General features: G+C 76.9%; 7 protein-coding genes. 3 read left to right on the plus strand and 4 right to left on the minus strand.

What is annotated here, in order from left to right:
* The first annotated feature begins 27 nt into the window (after nt 1–27).
* From recC to recD, 3 genes are read left to right on the plus strand one after another with little or no spacing between them, the layout of a single operon-like run.
* On the plus strand, nt 28–3,453 hold the full coding sequence (gene recC / locus JOF54_RS03270; RefSeq protein WP_210052955.1) for an exodeoxyribonuclease V subunit gamma: 3,426 nt from the start codon (nt 28–30) through the stop codon (nt 3,451–3,453).
* A complete protein-coding gene (locus tag JOF54_RS03275; RefSeq protein ID WP_210052957.1) occupies nt 3,450–6,869 on the plus strand; it encodes a UvrD-helicase domain-containing protein in 3,420 nt (1,139 codons plus the stop codon). The genes recC and JOF54_RS03275 overlap by 4 nt, the downstream gene beginning before the upstream one ends.
* Complete coding sequence (recD, locus tag JOF54_RS03280; protein ID WP_307803786.1) at nt 6,866–8,800, plus strand: exodeoxyribonuclease V subunit alpha; 1,935 nt, start codon at nt 6,866–6,868, stop codon at nt 8,798–8,800. The genes JOF54_RS03275 and recD overlap by 4 nt, the downstream gene beginning before the upstream one ends.
* 74 nt (nt 8,801–8,874) lie before the next feature.
* Here the strand turns inward: recD and JOF54_RS03285 are convergent, their stop codons facing one another.
* The 4 genes from JOF54_RS03285 to JOF54_RS03300 all read right to left on the minus strand — a co-directional run bounded on the left by JOF54_RS03285 (nt 8,875) and on the right by JOF54_RS03300 (nt 18,140).
* Nucleotides 8,875–10,335 carry a nucleobase:cation symporter-2 family protein gene (locus JOF54_RS03285; RefSeq protein ID WP_210052959.1) on the minus strand — a complete coding sequence of 487 codons (1,461 nt, stop codon included), beginning with the start codon at nt 10,333–10,335 and terminating at the stop codon, nt 8,875–8,877.
* A gap of 179 nt (nt 10,336–10,514) precedes the next feature.
* A complete protein-coding gene (nudC, locus tag JOF54_RS03290) occupies nt 10,515–11,387 on the minus strand; it encodes an NAD(+) diphosphatase (protein WP_210052961.1) in 873 nt (290 codons plus the stop codon).
* A 139-nt stretch (nt 11,388–11,526) separates the two neighbouring features.
* Nucleotides 11,527–14,859, minus strand: a complete 3,333-nt coding sequence (locus JOF54_RS03295) for an ATP-dependent helicase (RefSeq protein ID WP_307803787.1) — start codon at nt 14,857–14,859, stop codon at nt 11,527–11,529.
* Complete coding sequence (locus JOF54_RS03300) at nt 14,856–18,140, minus strand: ATP-dependent helicase (protein ID WP_210052963.1); 3,285 nt, start codon at nt 18,138–18,140, stop codon at nt 14,856–14,858. Before JOF54_RS03300 ends, JOF54_RS03295 begins: the two co-directional genes overlap by 4 nt.
* Between the last annotated feature and the right edge of the window lie 45 nt (nt 18,141–18,185).

Consider the following 18,185-nt stretch of genomic DNA (forward strand, 5'->3'; position numbering starts at 1 on the left):
AGCCCGGCGTCCTAGGGTGTGCAGACCATGAGCCTGCAGATCCACCGCGCCGAGCGCGCCGACCACCTGGTCGCCGCGCTGGGCGCGCTGCTCGCCGACCCCCTGCCCGACCCCTTCGCCACCGAGGTCGTCAGCGTCCCCACCCCCGGCGTCGAGCGCTGGCTGGCCCAGCGGCTCGCCGGTCGCCTCGGCGTCGGCCCGTCCGGCGGCGACGGCGTCTGCGCCGGCGTGGACTTCCCCCCGCTGCCCCGGCTCGTCGAGCGCGCGCTCGGCACGCCGGCGACGCAGCGGCTGGAGGACCCCTGGCGGCCGCAGCGCGCCGTCTGGCCGCTGCTGCGCGTGCTCGACGAGGCCCGGGGGGAGGCCTGGGCCGCTGTCCTGTGGAGCTACCTCGGCGACCGGCCGGGCGCCGATCCGCGCAGCCCGGAGCCGGAGGCGCCCGACGCCGCGTCGGGGGCGGACGCCGGCCGGCGGGGCCGGCGCTGGTCCACGGCCCGGCAGCTGGCCGGGCTCTTCGCGCACTACGCCGCCGCCCGGCCCGCCATGGTCCAGGCCTGGGCCGCCGGGCGCGACGTCGACGGCGAGGGCCGCCCGCTCCCCCCCGACCGCGCCTGGCAGGCCGAGCTGTGGCGCCGGCTGCGCACCGAGCTCGACGCCCCCAGCCCGGCCGAGCGGGTGGCCGCGGGCACCACCGCCCTGGCCGCCGACCCGGCCCTCAGCGACCTGCCCGAGCGGGTCTCGGTGTTCGGCGCCACCCGGCTGGAGCCGCAGCACGTCGCCGTGCTCGCCGCGCTGTCCGCCGGCCGTGACGTGCACCTGTGGCTCCCCCACCCCTCACCCGACCTCTGGGCGTCCCTCGCCGCCGCGCCGGCCCACCACGACCTCCCCCGCCGGGCCGAGGACCGCAGCGACGGCGCGGCCCGGCACCGGCTGCTGGCCTACCTCGGCCGCGACGTCCGGGAGCTGCAGCTGGTGCTGCAGGCCGCGGGCGTGCCGCTGGAGGACCACCACCACGCCGCGCCGACGTCCGCGACGCCGTCACCCCGGCTGCTCCAGCACCTCCAGCGCGGCATCGCGGCCAACCAGCCGCCGGCCGAGGAGGCCGACCGCCCCGCGCTCGCCCCCGACGACCGCAGCGTCCGGCTGCACCACTCGCACGGCCCCGACCGGCAGGTCGAGGTGCTCCGCGAGGTCCTGGTGGGGCTGCTCGCCGACGACCCGACCCTCGAGCCGCGCGACATCCTCGTCATGTGCCCCGACATCGAGACCTTCGCCCCGCTGGTGGCGGCGACGTTCGGGCTCGACACCGACGAGGCCACCGCCGAGCACCCGGGCCACCGGCTCCGCGTCCGGCTGGCCGACCGCTCGCTGCGCCAGGTCAACCCGCTGCTGTCCGTGCTCAGCCGGCTGGTGGAGATGGCCGGCTCGCGGATGGAGTCCGCCGCCCTGCTCGACCTCTGCTCCACCCCGCCGGTGGCCCGCCGGTTCGGCTTCACCGGTGACGACCTGGAGCGGCTGCGCGACCTCGTCGCCCGGTCCGGGGTCCGCTGGGGCCTCGACGCCGGGCACCGCGCCTCCTTCGGGATGGCCGGCTTCGGCCAGAACACCTGGAGCGCCGGGCTGGACCGCCTGCTGCTCGGGGTCGCCATGGACGAGACCGGCCAGCACTTCCTCGGCACCGCGCTGCCGCTGGACGACGTCGACTCCGCCGACGTCGACCTCGTGGGCCGGCTGGCCGAGCTGGTGGCCCGGCTCGGCGAGGTGACCGACCGCTGCCGCGAGCCGCAGCCGCTGGCCGGCTGGGTGGCCCTGTTCCGCGACGCGCTGGAGCTGCTGACCGCCGTCACCCCCGCCGACACCTGGCAGGTCGCGCACGCCCAGGCCGAGCTGGGCCGGCTCACCGAGACCGCCGGCGAGGAGAGCATGGCCGTGCTCACGCTCGCCGAGGTCAACGCCCTGCTGGCCGAGGCCTTCCGCGGACGGCCGGGCCGCAGCAACTTCCGCACCGGGACGCTCACCCTCTGCACGATGCACCCGATGCGGTCGGTGCCGCACCGCGTCGTCTGCCTGCTCGGGGTGGACGACGGCGTCTTCCCCCGCCGGGGCCGGCTGGACGGGGACGACGTCACCGCCGTCGACCCGCGGGTGGGCGATCCCGACCCGCGCAGCGAGGACCGGCAGCTGCTGCTCGACGCCGTGCTGGCGGCGCAGGAGCACCTCGTCGTCGTGTTCGCCGGGATGGACCCGCGCACCGGGGTCGACATCCCGCCCGCGGTGCCCGTCAAGGAGCTGGTGGACGCCGTCGACCTCGCGGTCCGGACCGACGACGGCCGGCCGCCGTCCGCGCACGTCACCGTGCGGCACCGGCTGCAGCCGTTCGACCCCGCCAACTTCGCCCGCGGCGGCCTCGAGCCCGCCGCGCGGCGGGCGTTCAGCTTCGACACCGCCGCCCTGCGCGGGGCGCGGGCGTCGCTGCGCGAGCGGTCCGAGCCGCCGGTCGTCTTCGCGCGGGCCCCGCTGCCGGCCCTGCCGGACGAGGGGCCCGTCGAGCTGGCCGAGCTGACCCGGTTCTTCCGGCACCCGCTGCGGGGGTTGCTGCGGGCCCGGGCCGCCGTCTCCCTGTACGGCGAGGACGAGCCGCCCGACCCCGAGATCCCGGCGGACCTCGACGGCCTGCAGCGCTGGGTGGTCGGCGAGCGGATGCTCGGCCTGCACCTGCAGGGCGTCGAGCTCGACGTGCTGCGCGCGGCCGAGTGGCGCCGCGGCGACCTGCCGCCCCGGGCCTTCGGCTCGCGCGTCCTCGACGACGTCACCGCCCAGGTGGCCGAGGTCCGGGCCGCGGCCGAGCCCTACCTGGGCGAGGGGCCGCAGCGGGTCGAGCTGGCCGGCCGGCTCGGCGACCGGCTGCTGGTGGGCACCGTCACCGGCGTGCACGGCGACGACGTGGTGCAGGTCAGCTACTCCCGGCTGAGCGCCCGGCACCGGCTGCAGGCGTGGGTGGAGCTGCTCGCCCTCACCGCGCTCCGGCCGGGCCGGCCCTGGCGGGCGGTCAGCGTCGCCCGGCGGGGGCGGTCGGTGCTCGGCCCCCTCGACCCGGGCTGGGCCGCCCGGGTGCTGGCCGACCTCGTCGAGCTGCAGCGCACCGGGCTGGCCGAGCCGTTGCCCTTCGCGGCCAAGACGTCGGCCGAGTACGCCCTGATCCGGTTCGCCGACCGTCCGCTGGCCCCGCGGATGAAGCTGCTCCGTGGCGTGTGGCGCGATGAGGGCGACGACCTGTACGCCCGCTTCTTCGACCCGCCGCCCGGCGGCCACGGCCCGACCGGGCTGGACGCGCTGCTGGCCGAGCCGTCGCGCAGCACCGAGGAGCGCGGCAGCCTCGCCGAGCCCAGCCGCTTCGGCACCCTGGCCCGACGCGTCTTCCACCCCCTGATCAGCAACGAGGAGCTCGGGTGAGCACCGTCACCGCCCCGCCCGCGCCGACGGCCGACGACCTCGAGCCCTTCGACGTCCGCGGTCCGCTGCCCACCGGCACCACGGTCCTGGAGGCCAGCGCGGGCACCGGCAAGACCTTCACCATCGCGGCCCTCACCGCCCGGTACCTGGCCGAGGGCGTCGTCGAGCTCGACGACCTCATGCTGGTCACCTTCGGCCGCAACGCCAGCCTGGAGCTGCGGCTGCGCGTGCGGGAGCGGCTGGTCGCCACCGAGGCGGCGCTCCGGGCCGCCGCCCGGGGGCTCCCGCTGCCGCCGGTCGACGAGGTCGGCGCACTGCTCTGCGACGGCACCACCCACGAGCTCGAGGTCCGCCGGGCCCGGGTCGCCCGGGCGCTGGCCGAGTTCGACGCCGCCACCATCGCCACCACCCACGAGTTCTGCCTGCAGATGCTGGACGGGCTCGGCGTGCTCGGCGACCGCGAGCCGCAGGCCGTCTTCGTCGAGCACCTCGGCGACCTGGTCCGCGAGGTGACCAGCGACGTCTACCTGCGCCGCTACGCGACCGGCGGCCGGGCGCCCTTCAGCACCTTCGAGGAGGCGCTCGGGGTGGCGCAGCGGGCCGTCGGCGCCGTGCACGCCCGGCTGGTGCCCGCCCCCGGCGACCCCGACGAGGCGACCGACGCCGCCGAGCGGGTCGGGTTCGCCACCGAGGTCCGGGCCGAGGTCGAGCGGCGCAAGCTGGCCGGTCGGCTCTTCACCTACGACGACATGCTCACCCGGCTGCGCGACGCCCTCGCCGACCCGCGCTGGGGCGAGGCCGCCGCCGCGCGGCTGCGCGACCGCTACCGCGTCGTCATGGTCGACGAGTTCCAGGACACCGACCCGGTGCAGTGGGACATCCTGCGCCGGGCGTTCCACGGCCACGCGACGCTGATCCTCATCGGAGACCCGAAGCAGGCCATCTACGCCTTCCGCGGGGCCGACGTGTTCAGCTACCTCGACGCCCGCGAGGAGGCCGGGACGGTGGCCACCCTCGCCACCAACTGGCGCAGCGACGCGGCCCTGGTGGAGGCGCTCGGGGCGCTGACCGGGGGCGCGGCCCTCGGTGACCCGCGGATCGTCGTCCGGCCGGTGGCGGCGCACCACGCCGAGCGGCGGCTGCGCGGACCCGACGGCACGGCGCCCCCGCCGCTGCGGCTGCGGGTGCGACCGCACGAGCCCGACGCCGACGAGCCGCCGCTGGTGGGTGAGCTGCGGCCGGTCATCCTCGCCGACCTCGTGGCCGACGTCACCGCGACCCTGGCGGGCGGCTCGACCCTGCACCTCGACGGCCGCGGCTGGCGGCCGGTGCAGCCGGCCGACATCGCCGTCCTGGTCCGCACGAACGACCGCGGCGAGGAGGTGCGGGAGGCCCTGGTGGCCGCCGGCGTCCCCGCCGTCATGCTCGGGGCCGGCTCGGTGTTCACCTCCCCGATGGCGCAGGAGTGGCTGACGCTGCTCACCGCCCTGGAGCAGCCGCGCCAGCAGCTGGCGCGGCGGGCCGCCCTCACCCCGTTCGTCGGCTGGACGTTCGCCCAGCTGGCCCAGGCCACCGAGGACCAGCTGACCGACCTCGCGCAGCGCGTCCGCTGGTGGAGCCGGGTGCTGGCCGGCCGCGGCGTGGCCGCGCTGATGGAGACGCTGACGGCCGACACCGGCCTGCCCGAGCGGCTGCTGGGCACCGTCGGCGGCGAGCGCCGGCTCACCGACCTGCGGCACCTGGCCGAGGCGCTGCACGCCGCGATGGTGGCCGGGCCGCTGGGCGTCGGCGCGCTGCGGGCCTGGCTGCAGGACCGGGTGGCCGAGGCCCGCGCCCGGCAGGCCGGCGACGGCAGCCGCCGGCTCGAGACCGACGCCGAGGCCGTCACCGTCGTCACCGTGCACCGCAGCAAGGGGCTGGAGTACCCGCTGGTCTACCTGCCCGACGGCTGGGACCGGCACGTGAACGGTCGGGACGAGGGCCGCACGGTCGCCCTGCACGAGGACGGCAGCGCCGTGCTCGACGTCGGCGGCCGCTCCGGCACCGGGCGCGCCGAGCGCTTCCGCGCCGCGCTGGAGGAGGACGCCGGGGAGAGCCTCCGGCTGCTCTACGTCGCGCTCACCCGGGCCCGCTGCCAGGTCGTCGCGTGGTGGGCGCCGTCGCACAACACGCCGGGCTCGGCCCTCCAGCGGTACCTCTACCGCGGCCGCACCGAGGGCGCGGTGCCCGCGGCCACCTACCCGCTGTCCGGTGACCCGGGCAGCGTGCCCGGGCTCGGGCCGGGCGTCGTCGTCGAGCCGCTGGAGGCCCGGCCCGCGACGCCGTGGCGGCCCGACCGGAGCGACCCGCCCGCCATGGAGGTGCGCGACTTCGGCCGTCCGCTGGACCTGCGCTGGCGGCGCACCTCCTACTCCGCGCTCACCGCCGCCGTGCACGGCGTCGAGCTGGCCGTCCCGGCCGTGGGCAGCGAGGCCGAGCCGCTGCACGAGGACGACGAGGCCGCGCCGGCCGTGGGCACCCCCGAGGACGTGGGCAGCGGGTCGGCGGTCGCCGGTGGACCGTTCGCCGCCCGCTCCCCGATGGGTGACCTGCCCAGCGGGGTCGACTTCGGCACCGCGGTGCACAGCGTCTTCGAGGAGGTCGACCCGACGGCCCCCGACCTCGCCGCCGAGCTGCGGCGGGCGACGGGGCTGGCGCTCGGCCGCGCCGGCAGCACCGGGCTGGGCGTGGAGTCCCTGGCCGCCGCGCTGCTGCCCTCCTTCCAGACCCCGCTGGGTCCGCTGGCCGGCGGCCGGCGGCTGGCCGACATCCCGCCCCGCGACCGGCTGCCCGAGCTGGCCTTCGAGATGCCGCTGGCCGGTGGGGACGACGCCCGGAGCGAGACGACGGTGGGCCGGCTGGCGCCGCTGGTCCGGCGCCACCTCGCCGCCGGCGACCCGCTGCGCCGCTACGCCGAGCTGCTGGAGCATCCGACGCTGGCCGAGCAGCCGCTGCGGGGCTACCTCAACGGCAGCATCGACGCCGTCCTGCGGGTGCCCGACGAGGCCGGGATGCCCCGCTACCTCGTCGTGGACTACAAGACGAACTGGCTGGGCAGCTTCGACGGCCGGCCGCTGACGGTCGGCGACTACGCCCCGCCCCGGCTGGCCGAGGCGATGATGGCGGCGCACTACCCGCTGCAGGCGCTGCTGTACGGCGTGGCCGTGCACCGGCTGCTGCGCTGGCGCCAGCCGGGCTACGACCCGGAGACCCACCTCGGCGGGGTGCTGTACCTGTTCGTCCGCGGGATGGCCGGGGAGGACACCCCCCAGGTCGACGGCGTCCCCTGCGGCGTCTTCAGCTGGCGCCCGCCCGCCGCGCTGGTCACCGACCTCTCCGACCTGCTGGACGGCCGCGACCCCGAGGAGCACCGGTGAGCACGACGACCGACCCCGCCGCCACCGCCCGGCCCGTGGTGCCGCCGGCGCCGAGCCCGGGCGACCCGGCGCTGGTCCGGCACGCCCGCGGCCTGCTGGGCACCTTCAACACGGCCGGCGTGCTGCGCCCGGCGGACGTGCACACCGCCCGCGCCGTCGCCCGGATGGCCGGTGAGCCCGACGAGCGGGTCCAGCTGGCGCTCGCGCTCGCCGTCCGGGCGCTGCGCAACGGCTCGGTCTGCGTCGACCTGGCCGGGGTCAGCAGCACCGTCTTCGACGAGGCGGAGGAGCAGGTCGACCTCACCGGGCTGCCCTGGCCCGAGCCCGACGCGTGGGCCGAGGCGTGCCGGGCCAGCCCCCTGGTGTCCGTCGGCGGCGGGGGTGACGGCAGCCGGCCGCTGCGCTGGCACGACGGGCAGCTCTACCTGGAGCGCTACTGGCAGCAGGAGGAGCTGGTCCGCCAGCAGCTCCAGAGGCGGTTCAGCGGAGAGGGCTACGCCGTGGACGTCGAGCGCGCCCGCGCCGCCCTCGAGCGGCTCTTCCCGCGCGAGGGGCTGGCCGCGGGCGAGGTCGACCGGCAGCAGGAGGCGGCCGCGGTCAGCCTGCTCAGCCGCGTCACGGTGCTGGCCGGCGGCCCGGGCACGGGCAAGACGACGACGGTGGCCCGGCTGCTGGCCCTGCTGCGCGACCAGCCCGGACCCGAGCCGAGGATCGCGCTGGCGGCCCCCACCGGCAAGGCGGCGGCCCGGCTCGAGGAGGCCGTCCGCTCGGCCACCGCCGGGCTGGGGCCCGAGGACCGAGCCCGGGTCGGCGACGTCAGCGCGTCCACCCTGCACCGGCTGCTGGGCTGGCAGCCGGGCAGCCGCAGCCGGTTCCGCCACGACGCCACCAACCACCTGCCGCACGACGTCGTCATCGTCGACGAGATGTCGATGGTCTCGCTGACGATGATGGCCCGGCTGCTGGAGGCCGTCCGGCCCGACGCCCGGCTGGTGCTGGTCGGGGACCCCGACCAGCTCTCGTCGGTCGAGGCCGGGGCGGTCCTGGCCGACGTCGCCCGGGCCCCGGGTGAGCCGTCCGCCCCGCTGGGCGAGGAGCTGGCCGCGCTCGGGCTGCCCGGGGTGGCCGACGAGCCGCCGCCCGTGCACGGCGTCGTGCAGCTCACCCGGCCGTGGCGCTTCGGCGGCTCCATCGAGGAGCTGGCCCGCGCCATCCGGGCCAGCGACGACGACGCGGTGGTCGCGGTGCTGCGCTCCGGGGCGCCCGACGTCGGCTTCTGCGAGCTGGAGCTGGACCCCGAGACCGGCCGGGTCCCCGGTCCCGAGGACCTCGCCGAGCTGGCCGACGCCGTCCGCGGGGCGGGCCGGGCGGCCCGCGCGGCCGCCGAGGCCGGGCAGGTCGGCGAAGCGCTGGCCGCGCTGGACCAGCACCGCCTGCTCTGCGCCCACCGGCGCGGTCCTTACGGCGTCACCCGGTGGAGCCTGGAGGCCGAGCGCTGGCTGGTCGAGGCGGTGCCCGGCTACGGCGAGGACGGCGAGTGGTACCTGGGCCGGCCGCTGCTGGTCACCGCGAACGACTACGAGATGGGCCTCTACAACGGCGACACCGGCGTGGTGGTCTCGACCCCGCAGGGCGTGCGGGCCGCCTTCGCCCGCGGCGCCGAGCCGTCGCTGGTCGCGCCCGTCCGGCTGGACGCGGTGCAGACCGTGCACGCGATGACGGTGCACCGCGCCCAGGGCAGCCAGTTCACCCGGGTCAGCTTCGTGGTCCCGCCGCCGGCGTCGCCGCTGCTGACCCGCGAGCTGCTCTACACCGCCGTCACCCGGGCGACGGAGCGGGTGCTCGTGCTGGGCACCGAGGAGGCGGTCCGGCAGGCGGTCCGCCGGCCGGCCCTGCGGGCGAGCGGGCTGCGGCTCCGGCTCGCCGGCTGAGCCGGCCCCGACCCCGACCCCGACCTGTCACCGGGACCCCTGGGCCCGGTCCGGTGCGGTCCGCGAGCCCTCGGTCAGGAGCGCTCGGGCGGCAGCGCGGCCGTCGTCGGCGTGGCGTCGGCCCCGTGCCGCGACGGGTCGGCGGCCGGGCCGCGGACGGCGTCGTGCGGGGCCAGCTCCGGGTCGTCGGCCAGCTCGGCCTGCAGCCGGTCGGAGTTGAGCAGGAGGTTCAGCAGGATCGCGGTGATCGCGCCGGCCGAGATGCCGGAGTGGAAGATGATCTGGAACCAGGTAGGGAACTGGTCGAAGATCGACGACGCCACGGTCGGCAGCAGGCCGACGCCCACCGCGACCGCGACGACGAGGATGTTCGTGTTGTTGAAGCGGACCTTCGTCAGGGTGCGCACCCCGCTGGCCGCGACCATCCCGAAGAGCGCGACGCCGGCGCCGCCGAGCACCGGCAGCGGGATCCCCTCGACCGCCCCGCCGAGCTTGGGCACCAGCCCCAGCACCACCAGCACCCCGCCCGCGAAGGTGGCGACGTAGCGGGACCTCACCCGGGTCATCGAGACCAGCCCGACGTTCTGGGCGAACGCCGTGTAGGGGAACGTGTTGAACACCCCGCCCAGCACCGTCGAGAGCCCGTCCGCGCGGAGGCCGTCGGCGAGCTGGCGCGGCGCGACCGGCTTGTCGACGATCTCGCCGATGGCCAGCATGTCCCCCGTCGTCTCGGTCATGATCACCAGCGCGACGACGCACATGGCGATGATCGCGCTGATCTGGAACGTCGGCAGCCCGAAGTGGAACGGGGTGCTGACGCCGAACCAGGCCTCCTCGCCGACGGCGCTGAAGTCCGCCAGCCCGAAGGGCACGGCGACGAGGGTGCCGACGAGCAGCCCGGCGAGGATCGAGAGCCGCTTGACCGCGGGCGGTCCGAAGCGCTCGATGAGGATGATCACCGCCAGGGTGAACGCCGCGAACCCGAGGTTCGCCGGCGCGCCGAAGTCGTCGCTGCCGGTGCCACCGCCCGCCCAGCCGGCGGCCACCGGCATCAGGCTGAGGCCGATGACGAGGATGACCGTCCCGGTGACCAGCGGGGGGAAGAAGCGGAGCAGCTTCGCGAACACCGGCGCCAGCGCCATCATGAAGACCCCGCTGGCGATCACCGACCCGTAGATCGCGGTGACGCCGTACTCGCTGCCGATGGCGATCATCGGCGAGACCGCCGCGAACGTGCAGCCCTGCATCAGCGGCAGCCGGACGCCGAAGCGCCAGAAGCCCAGCGACTGGATGAGGGTGGCGATCCCGGCGACCAGCAGGTCGGCGCTGATCAGGTAGGGGATGTCGGAGGCGTCCAGCCGACCGGCCTGCACCAGCGCCCCGCCGACGATGAGCGGCACGGCCACCGCGCCGGCGTACATCGCGAGCACGTGCTGCAGGCCGAGCGGGGCGAGCCGGCGGAGCGGGGGGACCTCGTCGACGGGGTGGCGCCCGGCGGGCGGGGCGGTGGACGGGGCTGCGGCGGTGGCGGTCATGGGTGCTCCCTGCGCGTGGGTGGCCAGCAGCAGCACCGTAGGCAGCCCGTGTTGCGACGGGGACGCCGTCAGGTTGCGATCGGGTGAAACGCCCCAGCACCCGTCGCCGGGCGACCGGCCGGGTCCGGAGCTCGGCGTCGGGCGCCGCTCGGGTCAGGACCGCGCGGGGGGCGGCGCGGTCAGCGCTTGCTGAAGGGGTCCTGCCCCTCGCGCCAGGTGGCGATCAGCCGGGAGGCGATGGAGCTGGCCCCGGGCAGACCCAGCCGGCCGGCGTCGAGGGCGGCGGTCAGCTCGTCGCGGGTGTACCAGGCGGCGTGGCTGATCTCGTCGGTGTCGACGTTGATGGTGGTGCTGGTCGCACGGGCGAAGTAGCCGAGCATCAGCGAGCGCGGGAAGGGCCAGGGCTGGCTGCCGAAGTAGTGCAGCTCGTCGAGGGCCACGTCGACCTCCTCGGCGATCTCGCGGTGGATGGCCTGCTCGGCCGACTCCCCCGCCTCGACGAACCCGGCGAGCACCGAGACGCGGTTGCCCCAGTGCGCCTGGCCGCCCAGCAGCAGCCGGTCGTCCTCGTCGACGACGGCGACGATGACGGCCGGGTCGGTGCGCGGGAAGTGGTCCTCCCCGCACGCCTCGCAGTGCCGGGCGAAGCCGCCGTTGATGACGGCGGTGGGGCCGCCACAACGCGGGCACAGCGACTCGAGCCGGTGCCAGTTGAGCACGGCGGTCGCCGCGGCGGCGATGTCGAGCTCGGCCTCGCTGAGCACGCCGCCCACCTCGCGGAGGTCGTGCACCTCGCCCTCGGTCAGCGCCTCGACGGCGAAGACGGGGGCGCCGTGCAGCAGCCCCAGCAGGCGGTGGCGCTGGCTGTCGAAGTCGACGAACGGCTTGACCATCCGCAGCCGGGTGCCGTCGGCGCGGGTGGTGAACTTGCCGTCGGCGCTGAGCTTGAGCAGCTTCGCGTCCGGCGCCCGCCACAGACCGGCGACCCACTCGGTGGAGCGCCGGTGGTGGTCGACGCGGTCGAGGTCGCTCGCGGTCACCCAGGTCGTCACCGGCTCAGCCTAGGCGACCCGGCCGGCGCCGCGCGCACCCGTGCCGGGGCGCCCGGAGGGGCCACCGAGGGCGCGACCGGTGCGGCCGACGGCAGGCCCGCCGCCCGGACCCGGAACCCGGGCCGCAGGCAGCCGGGCCTCAGCCCCGGTCCAGCAGCAGCGCCTCGAGGGCGGACCGGTCCCCCAGCCCCTGCGGGCGCACCAGCTGGTCGGAGCGCACGTGGTAGAAGACGGCGTCCACCTGCGCGAGCGGCACCTGCTGCACCTCGGCCCAGGCGAGCCGGTAGAGCGCGAGCTGCAGCGGGTCGGCGTCGTCGAGCCGGCTGGTCTTCCAGTCCACGACCTGCCAGCGGGCGCGGCCGTCGGCGGCGTCGGGCAGCCGGTAGACGGCGTCGATCCGGCCGCGGACCAGCCGGCCGGCGAGCAGCAGGCTGAACGGCGCCTCGACGGCGTACGGGGCCGAGGCCCCGAACCGGCCGGCGACGAAGGCCTCGCACAGCTCGCGCAGCTCGGTCTCGTCCTCGGTCCCGCCGTCGACGCGGTCCGGCAGGTCGTCGGGGTCCACCAGCTGCTGCTGGCCGAGCCCGCCGTGGCCCAGCCGCGGGCCGAAGTAGTGCTCGACCCAGGAGTGGAAGCGGGTGCCGAACCGGGCCGCCCGCGACGGCGGCCGGGGCATCGGCCGCGCGAGGTCGGCCGCGTAGCCGTCGGGGTCGGCGGTCATCCGGAGGACAGCCGTGGCCGAGAGCGTCTCGGGCAGCACGACCCCCTGCTCGCCGGAGCGGGACGCCGCCAGCTCGGCCAGCAGCTTGTCGATGTCGGAGTCCCAGCCGGCCACCACCTCCTCGGCGTCCAGCAGCAGCTGCTCGGCCCCGCCCGCGGGCTCGTAGCTGCCGGTGCGGGCCTGCCGCCGGCGGGCCTCCTCGACGTGCCCGGCCGCCGTCTGCCGGCGCGCCCAGGCGTCGGGGTCCAGCGGCTTGGGCCACGGCTGCGGGGCGGCCGCGGTGACCAGCGGGTTGTCGGGACCCGACGGCGTCGCCTCGGCCACCACCTCGCCCTGGCGGCCGGCCTCGTCGAGGATCGCCCGCAGGTACACCGACGGCGTGCGCGGCTTGCTCAGGTCGGCCCGCCAGTAGTGCCCGGTGCCGACCAGCAGCTGCCGCGCGCGGGTGGCGGCGACGTAGGCCAGCCGGTCCTCGGCCAGCAGCTGCTGGCGGGTGAGCTCGGCCTTGTAGGCGGCCAGGCCCGCGTTGGAGGCCTCCTCCAGGTGCGGGATCGCGTCCGCGTCGCCGCGCAGCTCCGCGGGCAGCACGGCCGGGTTGGTCACCCAGTTGTCGGTGACCCGGTCGCTGGGGAAGACGCCCTTCATCAGCGCGGGCAGGAAGACGACCTCCCACTCCAGGCCCTTGGCCTTGTGCACCGTCAGCAGCTTCACGGCCTCGCGGTCGGACGGGACGGCCTGCTCCAGCCCGGCGCCCTGGTCGATCTCGGCCTGGAAGTAGGCCAGCAGCCCCGTCAGCGAGGCCTCGCCGTCGACGTCGACGTAGTCGGCCACGGCGTCGAGGAAGGCGCCCAGCTGGTCGCGGCGGTTGCTCTGCTCGAACTCCCGGGTGGCGACCAGCTCGACGTCGAGGCCGAGCGTCACCACGATCCGCCGGGTGAGGTCCAGCAGCGGCTCGTCGCTGTGCCGGCGCAGGTAGGCCAGCTCGGCCGCGAGCCGGGCGAACCGCTCCCGGGCCGCGGCCGAGTACGGCTCCTCCCCCGGGCTCTCCAGCGCGTCGAGGAGGCTGACGACCTCCGTCGGGTCGACCCCGGCCACAGCGTCGGACAGCGCCGCGACGACGTCGGGCGGGGCGCCCGCGTCAGCGGCGTCGTCGGCCCGGCGCGGGTCGCCGCCGCGGGCCAGGTCGCGGGCCCGGCGGCCCAGCAGGGCGAGGTCGCGGGGGCCGACCTGCCAGCGCGGCCCGGTGAGCAGCCGGATGAGGTCGGGGTTGGCGGTGACGTCGGCGACCAGCCGCAGGGTGGCTGTCACGTCGACCACCTCGGGCAGGTGCAGCAGCCCGCCGAGGCCGACGATCTCCACCGGCACGTCGCGGGCGCTCAGCTCGGCGTACAGCGGGGCGATGTCGGCGTTGCGCCGGGTGAGCACGGCGATGTCGGCCCAGTGCGGGGCCTGCCCGCCGGTGTGCGCGGCGACGATCTGGTCCCCGATCCAGCGCACCTCCTCCGGCCAGGTGTCGAAGGTCGCCGCGCGGACGGTGCCGGGCGCGGTCCCCTCGGGGGCGTGCAGCAGGCCCAGCCCCTCCTGCGCGGCGTCGTCGGCCGTGCCGGGCAGCGTCGTCGAGCGGAGCGGGCGGCTGAGCTCGTTGGCGACGTCCAGGATCGTCTGGCCGCTGCGACGGTTGACCGTGAGCGCGAACCGGCGGCTGGGGCTGAAGTCGGCGCGCGGGAAGTCGCGGGCGAAGCCGAGGATGTTGCTGGCCGCCGCCCCGCGCCAGCCGTAGATGGCCTGGAACGGGTCGCCGACGGCGGTGACCGGGTGCCCCAGGCCCAGCGAGGGCACCGGCCCCGAGAACAGGTGCCGCAGCGTGATGGCCTGCGCGGCGGAGGTGTCCTGGTACTCGTCGAGCAGCACGACCCTGAAGGCGGCCCGCAGCGTCGCGGAGACCTGCGGCACCTCCTCGGCCAGCCGCGCCGCGATGGCCATCTGGTCGGCGAACTCGACCAGCCCGAGCCGGCGCTTCAGCTCCTGGTAGTCCAGCACCAGGCTCGCCAGCTCCAGCCGCTCCTGGGCGGCGATGACGGCCTTCTTCACGTCGGCGTAGACGTTGCCGTAGCGGTTCGGCGGCGCCGACTCCCAGCCCAGCAGCATCTCCCGGGCCTGGGCGTCGAGGGCCTCGGCGGCGACGAGGTGCGACTGCAGCTCGGCGTCCAGCTTGAGCACCCGCTCGGTCACCGACGCGGGCCGCAGCCGGGACAGGAACTCGAACGGCCCCGCCGCGGCCTTGACCACCCGTGACGCGAGCCGGTAGCGGGTCGCCCCGCTGACCATCGTCGGGTCGGCCTCGTAGCCCAGCCGCAGGCCGTGCTCGGAGACCAGCCGGGCGGCGAAGGCGTCGTAGGTCATCACCAGCTGCTCGCCGGACTCGTCGACGCCGCGGTCGGACACGACGCCGGCCTTGAGCAGCGCGGCGCGGACGCGGGCCGACAGCTCGGCGGCGGCCTTGCGGGTGAAGGTGAGCCCCAGCACCTCCTCGGGCCGAACGGCGCCGGTGCCCACCAACCAGACCACCCGGGCTGCCATCACCGTCGTCTTGCCCGAGCCGGCGCCGGCGATGATGACGCCGGGCTCGAGCGGGGCGGTGATGGCGTCGAGCTGCTGCTCGGAGAAGGCGATCCCCAGGGCGTCGACGAGGTCGTCGGTGTCCCGCAGCCGACGGGTCGGGGCGGGCGGGGTCAGCAGGTGGACGCTCACGCGACCACCTGCTGGCCCGCGGACTGGGTGGGGCAGCTGCCGCGGAAGGGGCAGTAGCGGCAGGCGGCGCCGATCCGGGCCTCGAAGCGCTCGGAGCGGATCACCGACGCCGCCTCGGCGAGCCGGCGGTGCACCCAGGTGGGCTGCACCGCCGCGTCCGCGGGGTCGTCGGTCTCGGGCAGGCCGACCGGGAAGGGGACGTCGTCGAGGGAGGCCTGCTGGAACACCTTCGGGTGGCCGGTGGTGCCGTCGGCCAGCCGCAGGTAGACGAGCTCGGCCCCCGCCGGGCGGGCGCCCGGGCCGGCGACCTCGGCGAACGCGTCCGCGGCGACGGCCAGCTGGTAGACGCCCAGCTGGTCCTGGAGGGCGACGTCGGCGGCACCGGGGGCGGCCCGGGAGGTCTTGAAGTCGACGATCCGGATCCGGCCGTCGGGGTCGCGCTCGACCCGGTCGGCGGTGCCGGTGAGGTGGACGCGCTCGTCGCCCAGCTCCACGTCGCAGGTGAACGGCACCTCGGTGCCCAGCAGCTCCTGGCCGGGGCGGCCGGCCTGCCAGGCGGCGAACCGCTCCAGCGCCGACTCGGCCTCCACCCGCTCGACGGCCGAGAGCCAGTTGGCGTCGAAGTCCAGCTGGTTCCAGACCGCGTCGAGGTGGCCGGCGAGCTCCTCGGGGTCATCGGTCTGCGCCCCGTGCTCGGCCAGCACGTGCACCAGCGAGCCGAAGCTGGCCGCCGTGTTCCGGACCGGCTCGCCGTGCGCCTGCCGGGCCAGGAACCACTGCCGCGGGCAGGCGAGCACGTTGCCGAGCTGGCTGCCCGAGAGCCGGACGGCGGCACCGGGTGCGACGACCGGCGCCGGCGCGTCGCTGAGCTCGCGCATCCCCCACCACGCCGTCGGCGCCGCGGAGGGCACCAGCGGGCGGCCGTCGGCGCCGGTCGCGTCGGCGAGCCGGGCCAGCCGGAGGGCGGCCTGCTCGCGGAGCGGCGGCGGCGCCTCGGCGTCGACGCTGACCCGGCGCAGCTCCCCGACCAGGGCGGCCAGCGAGAGCGGACGGCGGGGCCGGCCGGGCAGCAGCTGCACGGTGACGCCGAGCTCGGGCAGGAAGCGGGAGGGCTGGTCGCCCTCCCCCTCGGTGCCCGCGACGGCGGTGACGACCAGCCGCCTGCGGGCGCGGGTGCAGGCGACGTAGAACAGCCGTCGCTCCTCGGCGATCCGCTGCGCGGTGGGCACGGCCTCGGAGACGCCGCGGCGGCCCAGCCGGTCGGCCTCCAGCAGCGAGCCCCGGCGGCGGACGTCGGGCCAGGTGCCCTCCTGGACGCCGGCGACGACGACCAGCTCCCACTCCAGGCCCTTGGAGCGGTGGGCCGTCAGCACCCGCACGCCGCCGCCGCGCAGCTCGGACTCGCGCAGGGTGTCGGCGGGGATCTGCTGGCCCTCGACCTCGGCCAGGAAGCCGGTCACCCCGCGCAGGCCGGCGACCTCCTCGCTGCGCGCGGCGATCTCGAACAGGGCGCACACCGCGTCCAGGTCGCGGTTGGCCCGGCGACCGGTGTCGCCGCCGTAGGCCGACTCGCGGCGCAGCCGGGCGGGCCAGCCGGTGCGCGACCAGAGCAGCCAGAGCACCTCCTCGGCGGTGCTGCCCGCGGCGACGGCGCGCTCGCAGCGGCGCAGCAGGTCGGCCAGCGCGCCGGCCGCCTCGGCGTCGGCACCGCCGTCGCACTCGGCCAGCAGCTCGGGCTGGCGCAGGCCCAGCGCCAGCAGCTCGGCCGAGGGCCGGGGCATCGCGGTCCCGGCCAGCTCGGCGCGCTCGGCCTGCCGCAGGGCGCGGCCCAGCCGTCGGGTGGCCATGGCGTCCAGGCCGCCGAGCGGGGAGGTCAGCAGCAGCTGCGCCTCCTCAGGCCCGAGCACGCGGCTGCGGGTGGCCACCTGCAGCGCGAGCAGCAGCGGCCGGACGGCCGGGTCGGCGGCCAGCGGGATCTCGTCGCCGGCCACCTCGACGGGCACCCCGGCCGAGACGAGCGCCCGGGCCAGCGGCGGGATGCTGGCGCGGCCCGAGCGGACCAGCACCGCCATCTCCTCCCAGGGGATGCCGTCGCGCAGGTGGGCGGCGCGCAGGATCTCGGCGATGTGCTCGGCCTCGGCGCCCGCGCTGGTGCAGGTCAGCACCTCGACGCGGCCGCGGGGCCGCGTCGGGTCGGGGCTCGGGTGCCGGAAGGCCTGGTAGACGTCGGGCGGCAGCGACCGCGGGATGCCGAGCCGGCTGGCGACGCTGCGGCTGGCGGCCAGCAGGGCCGGGCCGAAGCGCCGGGTCTGCTGGAGGGCGAGCACCGGGGCCGGGGCGCCGTCGCGGGTGCGGAAGAGGTCGGGGAAGTCGAGGATGCCGCGAGCCTCGGCGCCCCGGAAGGCGTAGATCGACTGGTCGGGGTCCCCCACCACGACGACGTCGGCCCCGGAGCCGGCGATGGTCTGCAGCAGCCGGACCTGGGCCGGGTCGGTGTCCTGGTACTCGTCGACGTAGACGCAGCCGATCTCGCGGCGCAGCGTCGCGACCACCTCGGGGTCGGTGAGCAGGATGCGGCTGCGGTGCACCAGCTCGGCGTAGTCGAGGACGCCCTCGGCGTCCATCACGTCGAGGTACTCCTCGAAGAACTCCCCGATGCTCACCCACTCGGCGCGGCCGGCCGCCCGGCCGGCGGCGATGACGTCGTCGGGGTCCATCCCCAGCTGCCGGGCCTTGGCCAGCACGGCGCGGACCTCGCTGGCGAAGGCGCGGGTGGGGAACGCGCGGGCCAGGCTGTCGGGCCAGTCGGCGCGGGAGGTCTCCAGGCTCCCCTGCAGCGTCTCGCGGACGCGGAAGTCCTGCTCGGGGCCGGTCAGCAGCCGCACGGGCGCGGACGCGCCGGAGGTGGCGGCCGTGTCGTTCTCGGCCCCCAGCCGCTCGCCGAAGCGGCGGACGAGGGCGTAGCAGAAGGCGTGGAACGTCATGGCCATCGGCGTGACGACGGTCCGGCCCAGCCGGGCCGCGATCCGCGTCCGCAGGTCGGCCGCCGCGCGGCGGGAGAACGTCAGCACGAGGATGCTGTCCGGCGTCACGCCCCGCTGCTCGATCCGGGCCACCACCGACTCGACCAGCGTCGTCGTCTTGCCGGTGCCCGGCCCGGCCAGGACCAGGAGCGGCCCGCCGGGGTGGTCGACGACGGCCTGCTGGGCGGCGTCGAGCCGCGGCGGCGCGGCGGCGGCGCCCTCGGCGAGCGGGGTGGCGGAGCGGACGAGGCGGTACATGCGGTGCGGTGCGTCCCTGCGGTCGGGCCCGGGCGGGCGGGGGTG

It is taken from the genome of Microlunatus capsulatus (assembly GCF_017876495.1).
Classification (GTDB): Bacteria; Actinomycetota; Actinomycetes; order Propionibacteriales; family Propionibacteriaceae; genus Microlunatus; species Microlunatus capsulatus.